The organism is Amycolatopsis sp. VS8301801F10, from assembly GCF_046195355.1.
GTDB lineage: Bacteria > Actinomycetota > Actinomycetes > Mycobacteriales > Pseudonocardiaceae > Amycolatopsis.
In genome coordinates this window covers 4,882,335-4,905,806 of sequence record NZ_CP176065.1, presented here as the reverse complement: position 1 = coordinate 4,905,806, position 23,472 = coordinate 4,882,335, and the positions used below count along the sequence as shown (strand labels likewise).

At 70.7% G+C, this 23,472-nt stretch carries 23 protein-coding genes; 13 read left to right on the top strand and 10 right to left on the bottom strand.

Features of this window, described 5'->3' with window-relative positions:
• Positions 1–63: 63 nt before the first annotated feature.
• Positions 64–1,038, top strand: coding sequence for a pirin family protein (locus F9C11_RS23320; RefSeq protein WP_409179479.1), 975 nt, complete (start codon positions 64–66; stop codon positions 1,036–1,038).
• Between the two features lie 82 nt (positions 1,039–1,120).
• The gene (locus F9C11_RS23315) at positions 1,121–2,650 is read left to right on the top strand and encodes a DUF4157 domain-containing protein (RefSeq protein ID WP_409179478.1); all 1,530 of its coding nucleotides are present in this window, start codon (positions 1,121–1,123) and stop codon (positions 2,648–2,650) included.
• 8 nt (positions 2,651–2,658) lie between these two features.
• On the opposite strand, the gene F9C11_RS23310 is transcribed toward F9C11_RS23315, so the two are convergent.
• A complete protein-coding gene (locus F9C11_RS23310) occupies positions 2,659–3,555 on the bottom strand; it encodes a phosphatase PAP2 family protein (protein ID WP_409179477.1) in 897 nt (298 codons plus the stop codon).
• 112 nt (positions 3,556–3,667) lie between these two features.
• Here F9C11_RS23310 and F9C11_RS23305 point away from each other — a divergent pair, with 112 nt between their 5' ends.
• From F9C11_RS23305 to F9C11_RS23295, 3 genes are read left to right on the top strand one after another with little or no spacing between them, the layout of a single operon-like run.
• The gene (locus tag F9C11_RS23305; protein ID WP_409179476.1) at positions 3,668–4,348 is read left to right on the top strand and encodes a response regulator; all 681 of its coding nucleotides are present in this window, start codon (positions 3,668–3,670) and stop codon (positions 4,346–4,348) included.
• 59 nt (positions 4,349–4,407) lie between these two features.
• Complete coding sequence (locus F9C11_RS23300) at positions 4,408–5,754, top strand: ATP-binding protein (protein ID WP_409186959.1); 1,347 nt, start codon at positions 4,408–4,410, stop codon at positions 5,752–5,754.
• The gene (locus F9C11_RS23295) at positions 5,751–6,233 is read left to right on the top strand and encodes a hypothetical protein (protein ID WP_409179475.1); all 483 of its coding nucleotides are present in this window, start codon (positions 5,751–5,753) and stop codon (positions 6,231–6,233) included. The genes F9C11_RS23300 and F9C11_RS23295 overlap by 4 nt, the downstream gene beginning before the upstream one ends.
• On the opposite strand, the gene F9C11_RS23290 is transcribed toward F9C11_RS23295, so the two are convergent.
• Positions 6,230–6,829 carry a TetR/AcrR family transcriptional regulator gene (locus F9C11_RS23290; RefSeq protein WP_409179474.1) on the bottom strand — a complete coding sequence of 200 codons (600 nt, stop codon included), beginning with the start codon at positions 6,827–6,829 and terminating at the stop codon, positions 6,230–6,232. The genes F9C11_RS23295 and F9C11_RS23290 overlap by 4 nt on opposite strands.
• Before the next feature lie 56 nt (positions 6,830–6,885).
• Between F9C11_RS23290 and F9C11_RS23285 the strand changes: the two genes are divergently transcribed.
• On the top strand, positions 6,886–8,121 hold the full coding sequence (locus F9C11_RS23285) for an FAD-dependent oxidoreductase (RefSeq protein ID WP_409179473.1): 1,236 nt from the start codon (positions 6,886–6,888) through the stop codon (positions 8,119–8,121).
• Positions 8,122–9,086: 965 nt separating this feature from the next.
• On the opposite strand, the gene F9C11_RS23280 is transcribed toward F9C11_RS23285, so the two are convergent.
• Positions 9,087–9,647 (bottom strand): NADPH-dependent FMN reductase, encoded by a 561-nt coding sequence (locus F9C11_RS23280; RefSeq protein WP_409179472.1) that lies wholly within the window; start codon positions 9,645–9,647, stop codon positions 9,087–9,089.
• A gap of 95 nt (positions 9,648–9,742) precedes the next feature.
• Between F9C11_RS23280 and soxR the strand changes: the two genes are divergently transcribed.
• Complete coding sequence (soxR, locus tag F9C11_RS23275; protein ID WP_409179471.1) at positions 9,743–10,210, top strand: redox-sensitive transcriptional activator SoxR; 468 nt, start codon at positions 9,743–9,745, stop codon at positions 10,208–10,210.
• 755 nt (positions 10,211–10,965) lie between these two features.
• Here the strand turns inward: soxR and F9C11_RS23270 are convergent.
• The gene (locus F9C11_RS23270; RefSeq protein WP_409179470.1) at positions 10,966–11,472 is read right to left on the bottom strand and encodes a mycothiol transferase; all 507 of its coding nucleotides are present in this window, start codon (positions 11,470–11,472) and stop codon (positions 10,966–10,968) included.
• 249 nt (positions 11,473–11,721) lie between these two features.
• Between F9C11_RS23270 and F9C11_RS23265 the strand changes: the two genes are divergently transcribed.
• Positions 11,722–11,871: a hypothetical protein gene (locus F9C11_RS23265; RefSeq protein ID WP_409179469.1), complete on the top strand. Its 150-nt coding sequence runs from the start codon at positions 11,722–11,724 to the stop codon at positions 11,869–11,871.
• Between the two features lie 76 nt (positions 11,872–11,947).
• On the opposite strand, the gene F9C11_RS23260 is transcribed toward F9C11_RS23265, so the two are convergent.
• Positions 11,948–12,382, bottom strand: coding sequence for a DUF6314 family protein (locus F9C11_RS23260; RefSeq protein WP_409179468.1), 435 nt, complete (start codon positions 12,380–12,382; stop codon positions 11,948–11,950).
• A gap of 242 nt (positions 12,383–12,624) precedes the next feature.
• Between F9C11_RS23260 and recQ the strand changes: the two genes are divergently transcribed.
• Complete coding sequence (gene recQ, locus F9C11_RS23255; RefSeq protein ID WP_409179467.1) at positions 12,625–14,469, top strand: DNA helicase RecQ; 1,845 nt, start codon at positions 12,625–12,627, stop codon at positions 14,467–14,469.
• A 925-nt stretch (positions 14,470–15,394) separates the two neighbouring features.
• On the opposite strand, the gene F9C11_RS23250 is transcribed toward recQ, so the two are convergent.
• The gene (locus F9C11_RS23250) at positions 15,395–15,598 is read right to left on the bottom strand and encodes an antitoxin (RefSeq protein WP_409179466.1); all 204 of its coding nucleotides are present in this window, start codon (positions 15,596–15,598) and stop codon (positions 15,395–15,397) included.
• A gap of 117 nt (positions 15,599–15,715) precedes the next feature.
• Between F9C11_RS23250 and add the strand changes: the two genes are divergently transcribed.
• Positions 15,716–16,699, top strand: a complete 984-nt coding sequence (gene add, locus F9C11_RS23245; protein WP_409179465.1) for an adenosine deaminase — start codon at positions 15,716–15,718, stop codon at positions 16,697–16,699.
• On the opposite strand, the gene F9C11_RS23240 is transcribed toward add, so the two are convergent.
• Positions 16,677–18,071 carry a vWA domain-containing protein gene (locus F9C11_RS23240; RefSeq protein WP_409186958.1) on the bottom strand — a complete coding sequence of 465 codons (1,395 nt, stop codon included), beginning with the start codon at positions 18,069–18,071 and terminating at the stop codon, positions 16,677–16,679. The two genes, add and F9C11_RS23240, sit on opposite strands and share 23 nt — an antisense overlap.
• A 5-nt stretch (positions 18,072–18,076) precedes the next feature.
• The gene (locus F9C11_RS23235) at positions 18,077–18,958 is read right to left on the bottom strand and encodes a MoxR family ATPase (RefSeq protein ID WP_009080300.1); all 882 of its coding nucleotides are present in this window, start codon (positions 18,956–18,958) and stop codon (positions 18,077–18,079) included.
• A 213-nt stretch (positions 18,959–19,171) separates the two neighbouring features.
• On the opposite strand from F9C11_RS23235, the gene mgrA reads away from it, so the two are divergent.
• Positions 19,172–20,200 carry an L-glyceraldehyde 3-phosphate reductase gene (mgrA, locus tag F9C11_RS23230; protein ID WP_409179464.1) on the top strand — a complete coding sequence of 343 codons (1,029 nt, stop codon included), beginning with the start codon at positions 19,172–19,174 and terminating at the stop codon, positions 20,198–20,200.
• Between the two features lie 25 nt (positions 20,201–20,225).
• On the opposite strand, the gene F9C11_RS23225 is transcribed toward mgrA, so the two are convergent.
• Together F9C11_RS23225 and F9C11_RS23220 are read right to left on the bottom strand one after the other, a co-directional pair.
• Positions 20,226–20,780, bottom strand: coding sequence for an NUDIX domain-containing protein (locus tag F9C11_RS23225; RefSeq protein WP_409179463.1), 555 nt, complete (start codon positions 20,778–20,780; stop codon positions 20,226–20,228).
• A 5-nt stretch (positions 20,781–20,785) separates the two neighbouring features.
• On the bottom strand, positions 20,786–21,310 hold the full coding sequence (locus F9C11_RS23220; RefSeq protein WP_409179462.1) for a PadR family transcriptional regulator: 525 nt from the start codon (positions 21,308–21,310) through the stop codon (positions 20,786–20,788).
• An 84-nt stretch (positions 21,311–21,394) separates the two neighbouring features.
• Between F9C11_RS23220 and F9C11_RS23215 the strand changes: the two genes are divergently transcribed.
• Together F9C11_RS23215 and F9C11_RS23210 are read left to right on the top strand one after the other, a co-directional pair.
• Positions 21,395–21,955: a hypothetical protein gene (locus F9C11_RS23215; protein ID WP_409179461.1), complete on the top strand. Its 561-nt coding sequence runs from the start codon at positions 21,395–21,397 to the stop codon at positions 21,953–21,955.
• Positions 21,956–21,959: 4 nt separating this feature from the next.
• The gene (locus tag F9C11_RS23210) at positions 21,960–23,264 is read left to right on the top strand and encodes a carotenoid oxygenase family protein (protein ID WP_409179460.1); all 1,305 of its coding nucleotides are present in this window, start codon (positions 21,960–21,962) and stop codon (positions 23,262–23,264) included.
• The last annotated feature ends 208 nt before the right edge of the window (positions 23,265–23,472 follow it).

The following is a 23,472-nucleotide window of genomic DNA, read 5'->3' as shown; positions in this document are numbered from 1 at the left end:
TCCCGGCGCCCGCGACCCCCAGCCGGGCAGGAACCCGCGCCACCGCCGGTTATCGTGTCCGGCATGAGCAACGTCGAGACCGACCCGGCCGAACTGGCGTGCGGCGGCGATCCGGTCGGCCCCGGCAAGGTCGAGATCCTCGACGCCCGTTCCGTGCCGCTCGGCGGACCGCGGGCGATGCCGGTCCGCCGCACCCTGCCGCAGCGCCGGCGGTCGCTCATCGGCGCGTGGTGCTTCGCCGACCACTACGGTCCCGACGACACCTCGGTCAGCGGCGGCATGTCGGTCGGCCCGCATCCGCACACCGGGCTGCAGACGGTGAGCTGGCTGTTCGCCGGCGAGATCGAACACCGCGACAGCCTCGGCTCGCACGCGATGGTCCGGCCCGGCGAGCTGAACCTGATGACCGGCGGGCACGGCATCTGCCACGAAGAGGTGTCGACGCCGGAAACGACGACGCTGCACGGGGTCCAGCTCTGGGTCGCGCTGCCGGACGAGCACCGGCACACCGCGCGGGACTTCCAGCATTACGCGCCGCCGGCCACCGAACTCGACGGGGCCACCGCGCGCGTCTTCCTCGGCACCCTGGCCGGGGCGACCTCGCCGGTGAAGACCTTCACTCCGTTGCTGGGCGCGGAACTCGTCCTCGAACCGGGCGCGAGCATCCGCCTCGACGCGGACCCGTCCTTCGAGCACGGCGTCCTGCTGGACACCGGGGAAATCGTCTTCGCGGGCACCCCGCTGCAACGGGCTCAGCTCGGTTACCTCGGCATCGGCGCGGCCACGCTCGACCTGCACAACCCCGGCCCGTCGCCGGCGCGGGCGATCGTGCTCGGCGGGCCGCCGTTCGGCGAGGAAATCCTGATGTGGTGGAACTTCGTCGGCCGCAGCCACGACGAGATCGCCGAGTACCGCGCGGCCTGGGAGGCGAATTCCGACCAGTTCGGCGCCATCGAGCCGTACCCCGGCGGCCCGGCGCGGCTGCCCGCTCCCCCGCTGCCCGCGGTGCGGATCAAACCGCGCCGCAACCCGGCGTGAGCGGCCCGGAACGGTGACGCCGCGGTGACGGCCGGCCCGGAGGCTGGGGGCCGATCGCGTCGGCACTGTCGGAGGCGTTGTCATGGATGGGGCCTTTGCCGCGTCGCGGCGCAACCGAGCACCTGCCGCCGCGCCGCCGATCGTGCACGACGTCCTCCGTTCTCCGGGCCAGCCGCTCGCCCGCGACACGCGGGCGGTCATGGGCGCCGAACTGGACTGCGATTTCAGCGAAGTCCGGGTGCACACGGACTCGCGCGCCGCCGAGTCCGCCGCCGCGGTCGGCGCCGCCGCCTACACGGTCGGCCAGCACATCGTCTTCGGCTCCGGCCGCTACGAACCGCACTCCGCGGCGGGCCGGCGCCTGCTGGCCCACGAACTCGCCCACACCCAGCAGCAGACGGCCGCACCGGCTCCCGCGGACTTGCGGATCGGGGCAGCCGAGGACAGCACCGAACGCGACGCCCGCCGGGTCGCCGCGGGCGGACGGGCCCGGGCCGCCACGGGTCCGGCGGTGCTCCGCCGAAGCCCGCTGACCGACGAGCTGACGACCGACCTGCGCACGGGCGGCAAGACAAGCGTTTTCGACCGGCTGCGGGCTCGCGGCCCGATCGCTCAGGACCCGGATCTGGGCCCCTGGATCGACCGGAGCTTTCCCGGCGACACCGACGATCGCTGGCTGGCCCGGGAACTCGCCGCCCGCGGCGCGGAGCCGCGCTGGACGGCCGAGGCCTTCGCCGAACGGGAGCGCCGGGCCGCCGAGCACGGGTGGCGGCCCGAACCCGGCAACATCGAAGCGCGCTTCGACGTCGGTCACGGCCCCAACCCGATCCAGGCGTTCTATTTCCCCGGGAGAACCAACCGCCACGCCATGATCGTCGGCGGGGTGCACGGGTCCGAGGCCGCCGGAGTCCAAGTGGTCGAAATGCTGCTGCGGATCCTGCGGACGCCGGACGCCCAGGGCAACCCGCGCGTGCCCGCGTTCAGCGTCATCGTCGTCCCCACTTTGTTCCCGGCGAATTACGCGGTCCGCAGCAGGCAATCCCCGGGCGGCATCGACCCCAACCGGAATCTGCCCCAGCGCGGGCAAACGGTCGGCGCCGTCCCGGTCGACCGGGACAACCGGCCGCTCGATGCGCGAAACCGGCCGATCCTGCCGGAAAACCTGGTGCTGCTCGATCTGGTCGACCGGTTCCGCCCGGAACGCATCGCCATGGTGCACGGCGTGGCTGGCGGTCCCAACGCGGGCGTGTCCACCGACCCGCGGCCCGGGCACGACCGGCCCGCCGGCCCGGACGCTCCGGAAGGCGACGATCTCGCTCTGGCCCGGGAGATGGGGAGCCGGGCGATCGCCGGAGGGGCACGGGCCCCGCTGAACGAACGGGGCAGCGTCACCTACCCGACGCAGTCGGTGCCGCACCAGGAAGGCGTGACGTTCGGGATGTACGGCTCCAGCGCGGCGGGCAGCCGTCCGGCGATGAACGTCGTCCTCATCGAAACCCTGGGCAACACCCGGTCCGACGAGATCAGGAACAGCGACGCCGCGGGCAAACGGCGGATCGAGCTGCAGTCGTTCGCCGACGTGCTCAGAGACGTCTTCCTCGAACGGCCCTGAACTCGCGCCTAGCGCAACCGGTTCCGCGCCCCGGACGGATCGAAGTTCACCCGCCGCAGCGGTCCGGCCGCCAGCAGCACCACCGCCACCGCGCTCAACGCCGCCAGCACCAGCGCCGCCACGAACCGGGCCGGCACCGACGTCGCCGAGGCCAGGACCGCGTAGCCGCCCAGCACCACCGCGACCGGGCCGAGCAGCGCGACCGCGGTCAGCACCGGCGGAATCCGGCCGCCGTCCGGGCGCCGCGCCGAGACGACCGCCGCGCCCGCCGTCACGACCGCGGCCACCAGCAGGCAGGCGCCCACGGTGTCCGACAGGCGGTGCCAGCTGAGCGCGACGGTCGCCGCGGCCACCCAGGCCACGCCGGGCGCACCCACGGCGAGCACCCAGGTCCGGAACCGCGCGGGCAGCACCACGGCCAGCGCCAGCAGCACGGCGGTGGCCGCGCTCACGTGCCCGCTCGGGAAGCTGTTGTGGTGCGGGGCCCCGGACGAACCGACGTCCGGCCGGTCCAGCAGGTAGATCTTGAGCAGCTGCGCGGCGGCCAGCGGCAGCGAATACAGCACCAGCGCGGTCACCCCGAGCGCGAACCGCTTGCGCAGCACCGCGAGCGCCACGATCACGATCCCGGCCGCGCCGAACACCTCGACGCCGTCGATCCCGGCGAGCGGCCGCGCCCAGTCCACAGTGGACCGCGGAAGGCTCTGCGCGAAGCGCACGACGCCGTCCTCCGCGCGCTGCCCGGCCTCGGTCCGCACGAACAGCAGGTAGGCGACGACGAACGCGGCGGCGAACCCGATCGCGGCCGCCACGAGCACGGCGGTCCGCGAACGCCGCGGCGGGGCGAGCGCGTGCCGGGGCGCGGACAGGGGCACGGTCGGCGTTTCAGGAGTCAGCACTGCCATGCCTTCGAGCCTGGCCGCGGGATTTCGGGATCTCGTCAGTGCCGTGTCATGGTTTCGCTACAAGATCCGCCCGGCTCGCGCGAATCCGCGGGCTGTCCGAATAATGGCCCCTGTGGCTGTGGTGTTGGTGATCGAGGACGACGCGTCCGTCCGCGAGGGCATGGAGCTGGCGCTGCGCCGGCAGGGACACACGGTGCACACCGCGGCGACCGGCGAGGACGGCGTCGCGCAGCTGCGCGAACGCGCGCCCGACCTCGTGGTGCTCGACCTGATGCTGCCCGGCATCGACGGGTTCGAGACCTGCCGCCGGATCCGCGCGCTCGGCCAGGTGCCGATCATCATGCTCACCGCGCGCAGCGACGATTTCGACGTCGTCGCCGGCCTCGAAGCGGGCGCGGACGACTACGTCGTGAAGCCGGTCGAACCGCGCGTGCTCGACGCCCGGATCCGCGCGGTGCTGCGCCGCACAGCCGCCGAACCCGGCGCCGCCGGCCCCGAACAGCACGGCGACCTGGTGATCGACCGGGCCGGGATGCTGGTGCGGAAACACGGCGAGCAGGTCTCGCTCACGCCGACCGAACTGAAGCTGCTGCTGGAGATCTCGCGCACGCCCGGCCAGGTCTACAGCCGCAGCCAGCTGCTCGCCTCCGTGTGGGGGCACGACTACCTCGGCGATTCCCGCCTGGTCGACGCCTGCGTGCAGCGGCTGCGCGCGAAGATCGAGGACGTTCCGGCGCGGCCGGACCACGTGCAGACGGTCCGCGGCTTCGGCTACCGGTTCGGCCGCTCGTGAGCCGGCTCCGGTCGTGGGTGTCCGGGCTGCGCCTGCGGCTGGTGCTGGCGTTCGCGGCGATGACGCTGGTCGGCGCGGGCGCGGCGGCGGGCGCGAGCTACGTGTCCGCGCGCAACACGATCCTGGCCGGGGTGCAGGACCCGGCGATGGTGCAGCTGCGCGACGAGGTCCGGACCTACCTGCCGCAGCTGACGCTCCCGCCCGACCAGCGGCAGCTCGACAACATGGCGAGTTCGCTCAAGGGCGTCACGACCGTGGTGTTCGGGTCGCTGCATTCGCGCGTCGGGCTGAATCCGGCGGAAATCCCCGCCGGGCTGCGCAGCGCGGTCGCGGAGGGGACGTCCATCCAGTTCCAGCGGGTCGTCGAGGGCGGGCGCCCGGTGCTCTACATCGGGATGCCGCTGCTGCGCTACGGCGCGACGAAGAGCGAACACACCGGCATCGAGGTCTACAAAACGGTCCCGCTCGCCACCCAGCAGGCCGCGATCGAGCAGCTGGCGACGCGCGCGTGGCTGATGACCGCGCTGGCCCTGCCGATCGCGGTCGCGCTGGCGCTGCTGGCGGCGCGGCAGGTGCTGCAGCCGGTGCGCGCGCTGAACTCCGCGGCGCGCAAACTCGGCGACGGCCAGCTCGACGTACGGCTGCCCGCCAAGGGTTCCGACGAACTGGCCCAGCTGGTCACCACGTTCAACCACACCGCCGCGGAACTGGAACGCACCGTGGGCTCGCTGCGCGAGATGGAGGCCGACGCGCGCCGGTTCGTCGCGGACGTCTCGCACGAACTGCGCACCCCGCTGGCCGCGATGAACGTGGTCACCGACGTCCTCGACGAGGACGCCGACCAGCTGCCGTCGGACACCGCGGTGGCGGCGCGGCTGGTGTCGGCCGAAACGCGGCGGCTGACCCGGCTCGTACAGGACCTGGTCGAGATCTCCCGCTTCGACGCCGGACGGGCTGAGCTGCGGGTCGAGGAGGTCGACCTGGCCGAGGCGGTGCCGAACAGCCTCGCCGCCCGCGGCTGGACCGACTCCGTGGCGACCGACCTGCCCAGCGTCACCGTGTCCGCGGACCCGCGCCGCCTCGACCTGGTCGTCGCCAACCTGGTCGGCAACGCCCTGCACCACGGCGCGCCTCCGGTCGAAGTCCGGCTGAGCGCCGACGAAACGACCGTTTTCCTGACCGTCACCGACCACGGCCCGGGAATCCCCGAGGAGGTGCTGCCGAAGGTGTTCGACCGCTTCGCGAAGGCCGACACGTCGCGGGCCCGGTCCGAGGGAAGCGGCCTCGGGTTGTCGATCGCCCTCGAGAACGCCCGGCTGCACGGCGGCGACATCGAAGCCGAAAACACCGGCGACGGGGCGCGGTTCACGCTCCGCCTGCCCCGCACCGCGAGGGAGGAACGATGAGACTTCTGCGGCTTTTCCTTGCGGCAGCTTCGGTTTTGGCGCTCGCCGGGTGCGGTGTCCAGCCGACCGGAGTGATCCCCGCCGGCGACGCTCCCGGCGGATTCCAGCTGGGCGCGCCGCGTCCGCAGATCACGCTCTACTTCGTCTACGCGGGACAGCTCAGCCCGGTGCAGCGCGCCTGGGCGAGGGACGCGACCCCCACGACGGTGCTGACCGAGCTGTTCGGCGGCCCGACGCGGGTAGAGGAACAAGAAGGTTTCTACTCGATGCTCTCGCCCGGCAGGCACGTCACGGTCGACACCTCGGCGCAGCCGGTGACGGTGACTGTCGGCGAATCGATGAAACTGCTGTACCCGATCGGGCTGCAGCAGGTGGTCTGCACCGTGTCCGCTTCGTTGGCGGCGTCCGGGCAGCCGATCGGCAAGGGGATCACCGTGGTCGCCTCGGACACCAAGCTGGAATCCCTGTACTGCAATTAGCCTTGCGTCCCGGGCAAAAACCCGTACACCACCCGTTCGACGACCGACAGGACGATCTCCGTCGCGCTGTGTCCTTCGGGCACCTGCCGCAACGCCGCCTCCAACGCGCCCAGCACCGCCCCGGTCAACGCGGCGGCCTCGACCCGATCCAGCTGCGGCGCGCACGTTTCGTAGAGCTTCTCCGCCCACCGATCGGCCACCGCGGCGTTGCGCAGCAGGTACCCCGCGCGCAACGCCGGGACCCCGGCCAGCAACCGGGTGCGCACCTCGGTGAGCGGATGGTCCAGCGGAAAGCTCCAGGCGTCCGCCGTCGCCAGCGCGTGGACGGTTTTGGTCACCAGCTCCGCCACCGGCGCGCCCGGCCGCGCCTGCGCGAAGACCCCGTCGACCACCTCGTCGTAAAGATGCTGGTCAGCGAAGACGACGTCCTCTTTCGTGGCGAAGTAGTTGAAGTACGTCGCCGGGGACACCTTCGCCCGCGCGGAGATCTCGGCGACGGTCGTGCCGTCGTAGCCCTGCTCGTCGAACAGCGTGAGCGCCGCCTCGATCAGCGCCTGGCGGGTCCGCCGCTTCTTCTCTTCCCGCAACCCGGTCATGGCGGGAATCTTACCGTTACTCTAAACTTAGAGAGTCTCTAAGATTGGAGGTCCCGATGGAGCGGACCGGATGCGTGGTGGCCGGGGGCGGCCCGGCCGGCGTGATGCTGGGCCTGCTGCTGGCGCGGGCCGGGGTCGAGGTGGTGGTGCTGGAGAAGCACCGCGATTTCCTGCGGGATTTCCGCGGCGACACCGTGCACCCGTCGACGCTGCGGCTGCTGGACGAACTGGGCCTCGGCGACCGGTTCGCCGCCCTGTCCCGTTCGGTGCTGGAACGGATGAAAATGGAGATCGGCGAGGAAACCGTGATCGCCGCCGACTTCGGCAGGCTGCGCGGCCCGCACAACCACATCGCGATGGTGCCGCAAGCCGAATTCCTGGGCCTGCTGGCCGAAGCCGGCGCGGCCGAACCGAAATTCTCGCTGCGCATGGGCGCGTCGGTGGTGTCCCTTCGCCGCGAGAACGGCCGCGTGACCGGCGTGAACTACCGCGACGAAACCGGCGCCGTGCACGAACTCGCCGCCCCGCTGACGGTCGGCTGCGACGGACGCTGGTCGACCGTGCGCCGCGAACTCGGCCTCGCCCTGCGGGAGTCGGAGGTCCCGATGGACGTCTGGCAGGTGCGAGTGCCGAAAGCCGGACCGGGCGAACGGGGGGTGTTCGCGCGGTTCGGCCCCGGATACGCCTCAGTCACCATGGACCGCGGCGACTATTACCAGACCTCCTACCTCATCCCCCGCGGCCAAGACGCACAGCTGCGCTCCGGCCCCATCGAGGGCTTCCGCTCCCGGCTGGGCGAACTGTTCGGCTGGACGCCTTCGCAGTTGTCCGCCATCCGTTCGTGGGAGGACGTGAAGCTGCTCGAAGTGACCATGGGCCTGCTGCCGCGCTGGCACGCCCCGGGCGCGCTGTGCATCGGCGATGCCGCCCACCCGATGTCCCCCGTGGGCGGCGTCGGGGTGAACCTCGCCGTGCAGGACGCCGTCGCCACCGCACGACTCCTCGCGGAACCACTGCGCCGCGGCGAGGTCCCGGTGTCCCGCCTGGCCGCAGTACGCCGCCGCCGCTTGCTGCCGACGGTCGCGGTGCAGTCGAGCCAGCGAGGCGAACATGAGATGCTGCTGCGCCCGGCGCTGGAGGGAACGCTGGATCGGCTGCCCGCACCGATGCGGATGGTGCAACGATTCCCGGCGCTTTCCGGGGTGACTGCTTATCTCGGCGGCGTCGGGCTGCGACCGGAGCATGCACCTGCTTTCGCTCGACGGTCCAGTGTGGACAGTTACGCTGGATGAGGTGCTGCCGTTGGGGTTGGTGCCGCGGGGGTTCGCGGCACCGACCTGGGGCGGGATTGAGCGGTGCCTGGGTTTGGCCGGAGCCCGGGGCTTGGGCGAAGCCCGGGGCTTGGGCGAAGCCCGGGGCTTGGGCGAAGCCCGGGGCTTGGGCGAAGCCCGGGGCTTGGGCGAAGCCCGGGGCTTGGGCGAAGCCCGGGGCTTGGGCGGAGCCCGGGGCTTGAACGGAACCTGGACTGGACCAGAATCCCGGCACGGCGGGAGCCCAGACTTGGCCAGCGCGCGAGCTTGACTGGAGCCCCGGCTCAGCCGAAAACCCCAGCTGGACCAGAAGCCCGGCTTGGCCGGAGCCCGGGCTCGAGCGGAGCCCCGACTTGACCAGAGCCCAGGATTGGCAGCGCCCGGGCCGGACCGGAGCCCCAGCTGGCCGAAACCCGGGCTTGTCCGGCGTCTGGGTCGAGCAGAACCACGGCCCAGCCGGAGTCCGAACCGTCGGCGTCCATCTCCACGAACGTCGCGTAGCCGCGCTCCATCCCCCAACCGAAACCGGCGCTGCAGGCCTTGCCGAGGCCTTCCTTCGCGGTGCAGCACGTGCACCGCTTGTCCGACTCGGTTTGCCGAAACCCGGGCGTGAGCAGAGTCCCGGCTTGACCAGACCCCAGGATTGCCAGTGCGCAGGCTGGACCAAAGCCCAAGCTTGGCCGGAGCCCCGGCTTGGCCCGAACCCCTGGCCCGACCGGAGCTCCGGCTTGGCCCCAGCCCCCCGGCCCGACCGGAGCTCCGGCTTGGCCCCAACCCCCGGCTCGGCCCGAGCCCCGGCTCGGCCCGAGCCCCGGCTTGGCCGGAGCCCGGACTTGGCCGGGATAGCAGCGGAACGCGCACCGTTAGCCCAGCGCCAAACCGGCTTCCGCCGCCGCCATGAACTCGGCCCCGGTCGCATCGGCCGCGGCCTCCCCGCGGTAGCCGGGCTACGCCGGATAAGCCTGCACCAGCCGCGCCTCCTGCAGTGCCCGGGCCCACCATTCGAGCTGGTCGAGCAACGCCTTCGCCGCGACCGCCGCGTCCGGGTCGATCGGTTCGCCGTTCTCCCCGAAGCGGCCGTGCGCCCCGTGGAAGCTCACGGTTTCGCGGATGGTGACCGCGTGCAGCTCGGCGAAGACCGGACGGAGGTGCTCGACCGCGCGCAGCCCGCCGGAAATCCCGCCGTACGACACGAAAGCGACCGGTTTCGCATGCCATTCGCCGCGGAACCAGTCGAGGACGTTCTTGAGCGCGGCCGGGTAGCTGTGGTTGTACTCCGGCGTGACGACGACGAACGCGTCCGCCGCTTCGAGCCGGGCGGCGACGGGCGCGGCCCCCTCGCCGTTCATCGCGAGCGGCAGCGAGATCTCGGCGACGTCGAGGACGTCCACCGAGAATCCGCCGTGCCGGTCGACCTCGCGGGCGAACCAGCGCACCACCGTGGGGGCGAACCGCCCTTCCCTGGCGCTGCCGACGAGCACAGCGAGCCGGACGGGAGCTTCGGACACGTTTTTCTCCTTTTTCCCGGGGCGGAACAGGTTTCCCGCCTCCGGAAGGGAGTCTCGAACTTCAAGCTCCCTTTAAGTCAAGCTATGCTGAGCGCATGACGAAAACGGAGCCGCCCGAACTGACCGTCGGCGAACTCTCCCGCCGCAGCGGCGTGCCGGCGTCGGCCCTGCGGTTCTACGAGGACGAGAACCTGATCCGCAGCAGGCGCACCGCGGGCAACCAGCGCCGCTACCGCCGTGACGCCCTCCGGCGGGTCACGTTCATCCGCATGTCGCAGCGAGTCGGCATGCCGCTGGCGCAGATCCGCGAGGTGCTGGCCCTCCTGCCGGACGACCGGACCCCGACCCGCGCCGACTGGTCCCGCATCTCGTCCTGCTGGCGCTCCGACCTGGACCAGCGCATCCGCCAGCTGGAACAGCTCCGGGACCAACTGAACGACTGCATCGGCTGCGGCTGCATGTCCCTGGCCAAATGCCGCCTGGCCAACCCGAACGACCAACTGGGCCAAGCCGGCCCCGGCCCGCAGCGACTGCCGGACCACCGGGGAACGGAATACGACTGAGACCGCCCGGCGTCTCGGGTTGCCCACGCCTCCCGACCGGGTTTCGCCGCGCAGGGACTAGCCGCCACCGGGTGGTGCCACCTGGCAGCCACACTCCGCCCGACTCACCGCCCCGCCCCCACCCCCGCCGCCGCCGAAACCTGAGCTGCCCACGGCCTGCCGCCATTTCTCGGGCGCGCAGAAACCCCTCCGTGCCAGCGTCGGCGACGACGGTCTCGATTTCGGCGCGGCTCCCGCTCAACCCGCGCCAACGCCCATCGCTCGGCGTACGCCAGGCGTAAGCCGCCGTGCAGGAACAGCCGCACACAAACCGCCGTGCGCCAACCACCGCGCGCAAGCCGCCGTCCGCGAGCAGCTGCACACAAAACCGTCGTGAGCGACCAGCCACGCACCACCCGCTGTGCACAACCAGCCGCATACAAGCCGCCGTCGACGGATGCCTGCGCGCAAGTCGCGCCGTCCGCGGGCGGCCGCGCACAAGCCGTGAGCGAGCAGCCACGCGCCAACCGCCGTGCGCGAACAGCCGCACGCAAGCCGCCGTCCCTGGCCGCGAACTTCGCCAGCTCACCGTCCGGGTTTCGCCGCCCACCGCCTGCAGGCCGCTGCCCCGGCCTCCCGAGCACGCTCCGCGGGCGAGAACTCGGGCCGCCGCACTCAACTTGCCGGCTACCGGCCACCCGTCCGCAGCCGACTGCCGCTGCAGCGGTCCGGGCGGGACCGCTCACTCGCCCGGTGCGTCAGTCACTCCGGCTCGATCATCCCAGCAGCAACCCCCTCACGTAAGCCGCCTGTCCGGCGTGCTGCAGGTCGTCCGACAGCACGCTGACCAGCCGGACTCCCAGCGTCACCGGCGGGTCCCAGGCTTCGTCGACCACGCGGTCCAGCGCCTCCTCGTCGATACCGGCCACCCAGGACACCGTGTGCTCGTGCACGGCGTCGTAGTAGCCGGTGAGCAAATCCGGCGACTGGGGCCGCACCTTGGCGACGTCGTCGCTGCTGTGCCCGTAGCCGATGTCGCCGGCCGGGAACGGCAGGTCGAATTTCTCTCGCCAGCCCTTGGCCGTCCAGAGCTGGTCGGTGCCCGCCACGTCCGCGACATGGTCGTCTTGCACCCTCGCCAAATGCCAAATCAGCCAGCCGATCGAGTTGGCGTCCGGGCCGGGGCGCGCCGCCAGCTGCTCCGCGGTCAGCCCGTCGACTGCCTGGTGCACCACTTCCCGCACCCGGCCGAATCCGTCCACGAGCAGATCGGCCACATTCATCTCGCGCTCCTCCTCCGTCGTCGTGCCCTTGCCTCGATCATGCCTCGAAGATCCGGCTGTGCCCAGCACTGTGACTCGAGCGGTGCGAAGGGTCCCTTCGCACCGGCAGAACCGCTTCCGCACGGCAAAATCCGCCGGCTACCCGCGGTGACCGCGACCGTCCACTTCGGACCTGACGGTCGCGGCCGGTGTCAGGTAAACTCCGCGGCGAAAGCGACCTGCACGCCGACGACGCGAACGGAGGGCCCCGTGGCGATCACCGCGCCCCGCGCCCTGCCCGGCTTCGACAACATCGCCGGCATCGCGATTCCCGCGTGGGCGGGCATGGTGCTCACCGCGGCCTGCGCGATTTCGGCGATAGTGGTGCTGCTGCTGATTTTCCGCAACCGGCGCAAGTAGTCCACGCGGGACCTTCGCTTCGTATCCGCTGGGTCCCGTGCGAGAACAGTGCGGAATCAAGCGCCAACCGAGAAGATCACTTGGCCACCCGGGTGAACCGGCTGGTGATCACGTGGTCCTTGGCCGGCCCGGTCACCACCCATTCCTGTTCCCACCGGCGGGCGTCGAGCACGCGGTAGGCCCCTCGATACCAGTCGGCGGCACACGGATGGTCGGCCGTCCACTCCCCGGTCGCCAGGTCCAGGTCGTGGAAGAATCCGCCGTGGTCGAAGTGGACCGCGGCGCGCGGTCCTCCGCCCGGCCGGTAGTGCAGCGTCCGGACGAACGGTCCGCGATGCGCTCCGAGCTGCAGTTCTCCCGACTCGTGGTAGACGAGCACCCCGTCGGCGGACGTGAACGTCGCGCGGCCGCTCGCCTCCCCCAGCGCCGCCCCGTCGACGTCGACGATTTCGCGCGCGAGCTGCCATTCGCCGGAAAAGTACCCGGTCAGGTCATCGATCGGAAAAGCCACGGATCCCATTGTGCGCCTCCGGACCGCCCGCGAAGGGCACTGGGACCGCTGTCTCGACACTGTCTGTCACAGGGGTGGCGTGAAGGGTCCCGTCATCCCGACTGCCACCAGTCGCCATGCTGTTCACCCTGCGCGACCGGGCCCGCTCGGCCCCCGGAAAACGGCCGGTGCGACGGGGACTCTCGCGCCGATCGCGGCGGGGCAGGCTCGCCCGGACGGTCCGCCGCCCTAGAATCGGCCGCGTGGCGCACCCCGACCTGGCCGAGCAGGCCACCCGTTCCCCCGCTCTCGAGACTCTGCAGCGCGTCTTCGGCTACGACGCGTTCCGCGGCGACCAGGCGGAGATCGTCGAGCACGTGATCTCCGGCGGCGACGCGCTGGTGCTCATGCCCACCGGCGGCGGGAAATCGCTGTGCTACCAGATCCCGGCGCTGGTGCGGCCGGGCGTCGGCGTGGTGATCTCGCCGCTCATCGCGCTGATGCAGGACCAGGTCGACGCGCTGCGCAACGTCGGCGTGCGCGCCGGATTCCTCAACTCCACGCAGGATTTCGCCCAGCGGCAGGAGGTCGAGGAAGCCTTCGTCGCGGGCGAACTCGACCTGCTCTACCTCGCGCCCGAACGGCTCTCGGTCGAATCCACCGTGCGGCTGCTCGACCGCGGCAAGATCGCCCTGTTCGCGATCGACGAGGCGCACTGCGTCTCCCGGTGGGGCCACGATTTCCGGCCCGACTACCTGATGCTGTCGTCGCTGCACGAACGCTGGCCGGACGTGCCCCGGATCGCGCTCACCGCCACCGCGACCGAGGCCACGCACAAGGAAATCTCGCAGCGGCTCGGCCTGGACGACGCGAAGCATTTCGTCGCGAGCTTCGACCGGCCGAACATCCAGTACCGGATCGTGCCGAAAAACTCGCCGCAGAAGCAGTTGCTCGACCTCCTGCGCACCGAGCACCAGGGCGACGCGGGCATCGTCTACTGCCTGTCCCGCGCTTCGGTGGAGAAAACGGCGGATTTCCTGGTGCAGAACGGAATTCCGGCGCTGCCCTACCACGCCGGGCTCGACAAGGCGACCCGCGCGGCGAACCAGTCGAGGTTCCTGCGCGAGGACGGGCTCGTCGTGGTCGCCACGATCGCGTTCGGCATGGGCATCGACAAACCCGACGTGCGGTTCGTCGCGCACCTGGACCTGCCGAAATCCGTGGAAGGCTATTACCAGGAAACCGGCCGCGCGGGCCGCGACGGGCTGCCGTCGACCGCTTGGCTCGCGTACGGGCTGCAAGACGTGGTGCAGCAACGCAAAATGATCGACAACTCCGAGGGCGACGAGAGGCATCGCCGCCTGCAGGCCCAGCACCTGCACGCGATGCTGGCGCTGTGCGAGACGGTCGAATGCCGGCGCACGCAGATCCTCGCGTACTTCGGGCAGTCCGGCCAGCCGTGCGGGAACTGCGATACCTGCCTGAACCCGCCGGAACGCTGGGACGGCACCATCGCCGCGCAGAAACTGCTGTCCACAGTGGTCCGTCTGCGCAACGAACGGCGGCAGAAGTTCGGCGCGGGCCAGATCATCGACATCCTGCTGGGCAAGACGACGCCGAAGGTCACCCAGTTCCAGCACGACACGCTGAAGGTCTTCGGCATCGGCACCGAATTGCGCGAACAGGAATGGCGCGCGGTGGTGCGGCAGCTGCTGGCGCGCAACCTGCTCGCGGTCGAAGGTGATTACGGATCGCTGGTCCTGACCGAAGGCTCGACCGCGGTGCTGAACGGCTCACTAGAAGTGCAACTGCGCCGCGAACCGGAACGCCCGGCGCGCGCCCCGCGAACGTCCCGCCGCACGCCAGCCGCTCCGATCGACATGCCCCCGGAAGCCGAACCGGTCTTCGAGCGCCTGCGTGCCTGGCGCGCGGCGACGGCGAAGGAACAGGGTGTCCCGGCGTACGTGATCTTCCACGACGCGACGCTGCGCCAGATCGCCGCGATGATGCCGACGACGCTCGAGGTGCTGGGCACGGTGAGCGGGGTGGGCGAGAGCAAGCTGGCCAAGTACGGAGAGGGAGTGCTGGCGGTGCTGGCCGAGGAGTGAAGGCTGGCGCGCGGGGCGTGGTCCGGCTGGGTTGTGTGGGAGTCGGAGCCTCTGCTTTGGCTGACGGCCGGATCCGCGATTGGGCGGTTGGCTGGACTGGGCGAAACGACTGGCGAGACTTGGCTGAGCCGCAAGCCAGGGTGGACAGGGGCAGTCGGTCCCGCTTCGCGGAATAGCAGGGCAGTCTGGGCAGAGTGACCGGCCAGACTCCGCGAGCAGCACGGCAGGCTCGGCAGAATGACCGCCACACTCGGCGAGCAGCACGACGGGCTCGACGGAACGACCGGCCGGGGGTTCGTGGAGTGGGGAGTCGGGTTAGGCGGGTCTCAGCGGCAGGCGAAGCGCGCGGGGCCGGGCCAGGAGGACCAGTCGGGAGTACGCGAAGGCGTGAGAACTGCGCGGTTCCAACGCCGCTGGAGGCTCTCGGCCAGCACGAGGCGAAACTGCCGCCCGCTCAGCCAATGGCGCCGATCACCTCAGCCCACACACAGGGCCTGCGGATGCCTTCGCTGCCGATGCGTCTCAACTCCGCGGCCCTGGGTCGGCGCCTCGGCAGACGCGAAGATGGCGGAGTTTCTCGGCTCCGGAATCGAGGGCCGATGAGATTGCGGCCGCGCTCCTCGGGGAAGCTGCCGACGAAGCCGTCGGGTGCCATCTCGCGCAGTATCTGGGCAATCTGCCACTGTGGCCGGTGTCCGCATGGCCGCGCGTTCGCCGCCTACGCCCAGCCCCCCCGTCAGCCCAACCCGCCGTCAGCGCAGCACGTCGTCAGCGCGGCACGTCGTCAGCGCAGCACGTCGTCAGCGCGGCACGCTTCCCGCGCAGCCTCAGACCGCAATCCGGCCCGCCCGCTCAGCGCCACCCCACCTCAGCCGCGAGAATCCCCGCCAACCAGCCGCCTCCCAGCCAGCGTCGACGCCAGGGCTCACTCAGCCGCCCGGGCGCGGGTTGTTTCCGAGACCTTCCGGACCGCTCCCGTGATCTGCGAGTGGTACCGCCCGTTGGTCTTCTCGTCCACGAAGCGCGCCGCCTTGCCTACGGCCTCGTTCACCTTCTCCGGGTTCTTCCGCACGTACGACACCGCGCCCGCGGCGCCAGCCAGCATGGTGAGTTTCTTCATCAGAGCCATCGCGCACAAGTCCTTTCCCTAAGAAACCTCAGTCACCTGCCCAACGCCGTCCGGCCGCTTCGGGTTCCCGGCGAAACTCGGGTGACAGGAGGAGCGCGGGGCAGGCATCATCCGATCGTGCGCGATCTTTCGGCTCTTCCCAAGGTGCATCTGCACGTCCACCTCGAGAGCACCGTTCGTCCCGGTACGCTGGAGGAACTCGCGGCCGCCCATGGTGTTCGGCTGCCCGGGAAGCCGGCCTCGTTCAACGGGTTTCGGGCGTTCGCCGATCGGAACAGTCTCACTCGGTCGTGTTTGCGCGAAGCCGAGGACTTCGAGCGGATCGCGCGGGAATTCTGCGCGGACGAAGCCGCGCAGGGGACTCGGTACGTCGAGGTGACCTTTACCGCTGCCTCGCACGGGGAACGGGTCGGGGACCTTGAACTTCCCCTCGCCGCGGTCCTCAACGGACTGTCGGAGGGCGGGAAAGAGCATGGGCTGCAATGGAGGCTGATCCTCGACCATTCGCGGCGGAGGTCGGTCGAGCGAGCCGAGAAGACCCTGGAATTGGCCAAGCGGCACGAAGAGGTCGTCGCGATTGGCATGGCTGGCGAGGAAAGGTATTCGCTGGCTCCGTTCCGGGAGGTGTTCGTCAAGGCGCGGGAGGCGGGGCTGCATCTCGTTCACCACGCTGGCGAGGACGCGGGGCCGGACAGCGTGCGCGAGGCGCTCGAAATCGGTGGTGCTGAGCGGATCGGCCACGGAATTCGCATCGTGGAGGATCCGGACCTGACCGCTCGGCTCGCGGAAAGCGGGATGCCGATTGAGGTGTGTCCCTCGTCGAACGTCGTGCTCGGGTTGGTTCCGTCGCTTCCGGAGCATCCGCTGCCCCGATTGATCGACGCTGGTCTCAGGGTCACGCTCAACACCGATGTCCCGGACGTCACCGGCACCACGATCACCGACGAATTCACTCGGGCGAGGGAAATTTTCGGGTACGACGACGCGACTTTGGCTCGATTGGCCGGCAACGCGGTGACCGCCTCGTTCGCGCCGGAAGAGGCCAAAGCGTTGCTGCACAAGGAGATCGACGACTGGCTCAGGTCGGCAGAAGACGCGTGACCAGCACGCCCAGCTGCTGCGCGTTCCGGCATTCGTGCATCTCCACCAGCTCCGCGTAGTCCGGCGCGGCCGAATCGCCGGTACCCCACAGGGCCCGGCGCTCAGGATTCAGCCAGTGGACGTGCCGGGCACGGGAGCGGATCGCGCGGACGGCCTCGAGGTTCGGGTCGCCGCCGTTCGTCCGGGCGTCGCCCAGGATCAGGACCGACGTGCGCGGGCCGACGGCGTCCAGCCAGCGCGAGGTGAATTGTCCCAGCGCACGGCCGTAATCGCTGTGGCCGTCCCAGCGGACCACCGCGGCCTCGCTGAGCATTCGCGCGCCCAGCTGCTCGGGATCGGCGGCGCCGGTGTCCACGAGATGCGTCACCTCGTCGGTGCTGTCGACGAAGCCGAAAACGCGGACTTTGCTGAACTGGTCCCGCAACGCTTGCACCAGCAGCATCGTGAAGTTCGCGAATCCCGCCACCGAACCGGAAAGATCGCACAGGAGGATGATTTCCGGGCGACCGGGGCGGCGATGCCGGTAGGCTGGCCGCAAGGGCACGCCGCCGGTGGAGAGTGAACGACGCAGCGTTCGGCGCAAGTCGATCTGGCCGCGTGTGGTGCGTTTGCGGCGCGCGGCGAGCCTGGTGGCGAGTTTGCGGGACAGCGGCTGGATCGTGCGGCGCAGTTCGGCCAGTTGCGTCCGGCTGGCGAGCAGGAAGTCCACGCGGTCGGCGGCGGGGGCGATCGCGTGCTGGGCGATCCGTTCGCGGCCCCGGAGTTCGGCGGCCCGCCGGCGCGCCTCGGTCCGCACCCGGCCGCGGAAACCCTCGACGCGGCGGCGGATTTCGTCGCGGGTGAGCCGGTCGGCGAACTCGCCCGAGGAACCCGAGGAACCCGAGGAACCCGAACCGGAGCCCGAGCCGCGCATCGCGGCGAGCACCTGGGCGATGAGCGTCTGCGGTTGCAGGCGGTCCAGCGTCTGGTGCGCGGAATACCCGCCGCCCGGGCCGGTGCCGGCGCCGTACTGGCCCAGCAGGTCCACCGCGAGCCCGGCGAGCTGGTCCAGCGCCTGGTCGTCGCCTTCGGCCAGGGCCTCGGCGAGCGCTTCCCGCAGCTCCTCCCGGTCCCGCGGCGGGTTTTCGCGCGCCAGCTCCGGGGCTCCGACGCCGGCGGGGAAGTACAGGTCGAACGCGGCGTCGAACACCGTCCGCTGCCCGCCCCGGCGGACGAGCGCGGCGGCGAGCCCCTCGCGGACCAGGTCGCGGTCGTCCAGGCCGAGCACTTCCAGCGCGGCCGCCGCGTCGGCCGTCTCGCCCGGACCGGCCGGGATGCCGTGCGCCCGCAGGGCCCGCACGAACTCGGCGAGCCGTCCGGCCAGGCCCGGCACGCCGGTCACGACGCGTCCAGCACCTGGTCGAGACGCAGCCCGGCCCCGGCCTTCGCGATGTCGTCCTGGTGCTTCAGCACGACGCCGAGGCTTTCCCGCACCACCCGCTCGTCCAGCGCGCCCGCGCCCAGCTCCAGCAGCGTGCGCGCCCAGTCGACGGTCTCCGCCACCGACGGCAGTTTCCGCAGGTCCATCGCCCGCAGCGCGGCGATCACCCGCACCACCGAATCCGCCAGCGCGGCCTCGATGCCCGGCACCTTCAGCCGGACGATCTCGCGTTCGAGGTCCTCGTCCGGGAAATCGATGTGCAGGAACAGGCACCGCCGCCGCAGCGCCTCGGACAGCTCGCGCGTCGCGTTCGACGTGAGCACCACGAACGGCTGCTGCGTCGCGGTGATCGTGCCGAGTTCGGGCACGGTCACCTGGAAATCGCCGAGCACCTCCAGCAGCAGGCCCTCGATCTCGACGTCGGCCTTGTCCGTCTCGTCGATCAGCAGCACGGTCGGCTCGGTGCCGGAGATCGCGGTGAGCAGCGGGCGGCGCAGCAGGAACTCCTCGCCGAAAATGTCGGTGCGCGCCTCGTCCCACGTCTCGTCGCGGCCCGCGGTGATCCGCAGCAGCTGCTTCGCGTGGTTCCACTCGTACAGCGCGCGGGCCTCGTCGATGCCCTCGTAGCACTGCAACCGCACCAGCCGCGAACCGGTGACCTCGGCGACCGCCGTCGCCAGCGCGGTCTTGCCGACCCCGGCCGGGCCCTCGACCAGCAGCGGCTTCCCCAGCCGGTCGGCGAGGAACACCGTGGTCGCGACCGCGGTCGACGCGAGGTACCCGGCCTCGGCCAGCTGCGCCGACACGTCGTCGACGGACGAGAAAAACCCGGTGCCCACGTGGCCTCCTAAGCGATCGCTCACCTGCACTGTACTGGCCGGTCGCCCCGAAAGCCGTCCCGCCGCCCAGACATCGGACCCATACCCCACCCGGCACTCCCCGACCTCCCTAACCCTCCAGCAGCAGGAGCACATTCCTCCGACGTATCCCGGACCGCCGCACCAAGGCAGGAGGTCGCCCGCCGGACGCGGACCCCGGGCTAGCATCGCGGCGTGACCTACGCTGCCGCCGATGCCCGTTACGACTCGATGCCCTACCGCCGCTGCGGGCGCAGCGGCCTGAAGCTGCCCGCGATCTCGCTCGGGCTGTGGCACAACTTCGGGAACGACCGCCCGCTCACCGTCCAGCGCGACATCGTCCGGCGGGCCTTCGACCTGGGCATCACGCACTTCGACCTGGCCAACAACTACGGCCCGCCGTACGGCAGCGCCGAGGAGAACTTCGGCCGGCTGCTGGCGAGCGACCTGAAGCCCTACCGCGACGAGCTGGTCGTCTCGACCAAGGCCGGCTACGACATGTGGCCCGGCCCGTACGGCGAATGGGGTTCGCGGAAGTACCTGCTGGCCAGCCTCGACCAGTCGCTGGGCCGGATGGGGCTGGACTACGTCGACATCTTCTACTCGCACCGGTTCGACCCGGAGACGCCGCTGGAGGAGACCGTCGGCGCGCTCGACCGGGCGGTCCGGTCCGGCAAGGCGTTGTACGTCGGGATCTCGTCCTACAACTCCGCGCGGACCGCGGAAGCCGCGCGGTTGCTGCGCGAACTGGGCACGCCGCTGCTGATCCACCAGCCGTCGTACTCGATGTTCAACCGCTGGACCGAGGCGGACGATCTGCTCGGGACGCTGGAGCGGGTCGGCGCGGGCTGCATCGCGTTTTCGCCGCTGGCGCAAGGGCTTCTGACCGACAAGTACCTCTCCGGGGTGCCCGCGGATTCGCGGGCGGCGCAAGGGAAATCGCTGAACCCGGACACGATCACCGAGGAGAAGCTCGGCAAGATCCGGGCGCTCGGCGAGATCGCGGCGCGACGGGGGCAGACGCTGGCGCAGCTCGCGTTGGCCTGGGCGTTGCGGGATCCGCGGATGACGTCGCTGGTGATCGGGGCCAGCAGCGTGAAGCAGCTGGAGGACAACGTGGCCGCGCTGGACAACCTCTCCTTCACCGCGGACGAGCTGGCCGAGATCGACCAGCACGCCACCGAAGAAGGCATCAACATCTGGAAGCGGTCTTCGGACGGCTGAAAAGGCACTCGGCCGGAGGCGCGAACTACCCGAGCCTCCGGCCGAACTCGCCGTAGACCGTCTCGCCGTCCAGGAACGCTTGGTACGCAAGCTCGATTCGCCGCGCTTTCGAGGGCCGCAATCGCGCTCGCGCGGCCTCGAGGTCAAGAAACTCGAACCGGCTCACCTCGTCCGCGGCCAGGCGGATAGCTCCGATCCGCTCGCGGCTCAGCACCCCGCCGTCGAAGACGAACTGCAGGCTGTCCCGCCAAACGCCGTGCGCGGGCAACCAATCGACGACGAGCAGGCGTCCCACCGTGACGTCGATCCCGAGTTCTTCCCGGACTTCCCGACGGCACGCGGCCAGCGGCGACTCGCCGTCTTCGGCCAGGCCGCCGGGAATCTCCAGGAACGGCTTGTAGGTCGGGCAAACGAACAGGACCCGGCCGTGCTCGTCGTGCGCGAGAACTCCGGCCGCTGCGTTCTTGCGCGGAAACCGGGCGGCGATGCCGGGATGGAATTCGGCCTCCGGCTCGCCCTCGTCCCGGAGATCGCGCGCGAACCGGGCCTCGTCGCCGCCATGGACCGGATTGCCCGCCACGGCCGTCACCCGCGGCGGGCGCGGATCGTCTCCGCCGCCCACTCCGCCCAGTCCCGTTCCATCGCCGCGTACCGCTTGCCCCACTCCAGGGCGAGGCGGCCGTAGAGCGACGGATCGCTGTCGTCCCAGTCGACCGAAGCCTCCAGCGCGGCCAGCTCCTCGACCAGCCCCTCGGCGAAAGCGCCGTGCCTGCCCAGGAACCCCCGGGCCTCCTCCGGCGAGACCTCGCCCAGGAAGTACACCCGCAGCAGCATCTCGTTCCGCCGCGGCGCCGGCGGCCTGTCCTCCAGCAGCCATTTGCGCAGTTCCGCGCGCCCGGCGTCGGTGATCGCGTACTCCTTGCGCCCGCGCGGGCCCTCCGCGGAGACCTCGATCAGGTCCGCGCCCTCCAGCTTGCCCAGTTCTCCGTACAGCTGGCTCTGCGTGGCCGTCCAGACGCTCGACATCGCCGTTTCGAAGCGTTTGAGCAGGTCGTAGCCGCTTCCCGGGGCCGTGGCGAGCAGCCCCAGCACCGCGTGTCGCAAAGTCATGCCCCCACCCTACCTTCCACTATTGACATGTCCAGCCCGCACGTTCTAGCTTTGACCTGTCACCACAGGAATATGGGGGTACCGATGAACTACCTGAAGAGTTTCCTTCCGTGGATCGCCTTCGCGGTCGTCTCCACGCAGGCCGACTGGCGGTGGTCCGGCCTGGCCGGGCTGGTGCTGGCGGGCGGACTGCTCCTGCTCGAACGCCGGAACGGCAAGGGCTGGGACACGCTGTTCATCGAGGTCTCCGCGGTCGTCTTCTTCGCGGCGCTGTCGGCCTGGTCCTTCAGCGACCCGGCCTCGCCGTTGAGGAATTACGTCGGCGCGCTCACCGACCTGTGGCTGGCGGCGACCGCCTGGGGGTCGATCGCCGCGAAACGGCCGTTCACGCTCGGGATCGCGAAAACCATGGTCCCGCCGGAAATCGCCGCCACGACGGTGTTTCGCCGGGTCAACGTCGTGATCACCGCAGTGTGGGCGGCCAGTTTCACCGTCGCCGGAATCGCCGAAGCCGTCCTGCTGCATTACGCGCCGCACGACACCGTCGGTTTGGTCGTCATCAAGGTCCTCGGCTTCGCGGTTCCGATTTCGTTCACCATTCGCTATCCGCGCATCGTCCGGGCCCGTGCCCAGAAAGCCGCGTGAATCCATGGCCACCACCGATTTCCACCTCAAGGGCCACTACGCCCCGGTCCACGACGAACTCACCGCTCGCGACCTGCCGGTCACCGGTGCGCTGCCTCCGGAACTCACTGGCTGGTACCTGCGCAACGGGCCGAATCCGCGCCAGGACAGCGCGCATTGGTTCACCGGCGACGGCATGGTGCACGGCGTGCGGCTCGAAAACGGCCGCGCGGCCTGGTACCGCAATCGCTGGGTGCGCACCGAAAGCTTCGACACCCCGAATCCGGTGCTCTACAACGCCGACGGAAGCAGGAATCTCCGGTCGAGCGTTGCCAACACCCACGTCGTCAATCACGCGGGCCGCACGCTCGCGCTCGTGGAATCCTCGCTGCCGTACGAAATCACCACGGATCTCGACACCGTCGGCGTCTACGATTTCGACGGAAAGCTCGCCGACGCGATGACCGCGCATCCCAAGATCTGCCCGGAAACCGGCGAACTGCATTTCTTCGGCTACGGCAGCCTCACCGCCCCGCACGTGAGCTACTACCGCGCCGACGCCGCCGGGGAACTCGTGCTGCGGCAGCCGATCGACGTGCCCGGCCTGACGATGATGCACGACTTCGCGCTCACCCGGCGGCACGTGGTGTTCTTCGACCTGCCGGTGGTGTTCGACCGCGGAACCGACGGCGGCATGCCGTTCCGCTGGAGCGACACCTACGGCGCGCGGCTCGGCCTGCTCAGCCGCGACCGGCCGGAGGACGGCGTGCGCTGGTTCGAGATCGACCCGTGCTACGTCTTCCACACGCTCAACGCGCACGACACCGCCGACGGCCGGATCGTCGTGCACGTCGTGCGCTACGAGCACCTGTACCGGCCCGGCGTGCCGGACCCGAAGGGCGCGCTGTGGCGGTGGACGATCGACCCGCGCGCGGGCGCCGTCGCCGAGGACCTGCTCGACGACCGCGACGGCGAATTCCCCCGCATCGACGACCGGCTCGCCGGGCTCGACGCACGGTTCGGGCATCTCACCGGATGGCACGGCCCGGAGGGTCCGCTCGTGCTCCGCCGCTACGACTTGCACACGAACACCTCACGCGAGCACGTGTTCCCGGAAGGACACATCCCCGGCGAAGCGGTTTTCGTTCCGGCGGACGACCGTCCGGACGGCGCGGGCTGGCTCCTGACGTACGTCTACGACGGACCGGACGACCGCAGCGACTTGGTGGTGCTCGACGCGCAGGACCTCGAAGCCGATCCGGTCGCGACGGTCCGTCTGCCCGGACGCGTGCCCGCCGGGTTCCACGGCAACTGGCTGCCCGGCGCCTGATCCGGTCGGCCGGCGGACGGCGGACTCTGCGTGCCGTCCCCGGGTTTCGCCCGCCGAGCCCGTATCGTCGGGCCAAGACCTCCCGCCTGCCCTCCCGAGCCGGAAGAAAAGAAACTTTCCTGCCAAAGCGGGGCGAATCCGGTTACCGTGGCAGGACGGAAGTCCGAACGGGAAGGAAACTCAGCAGGTGGCAGGGTCGGGTACACCA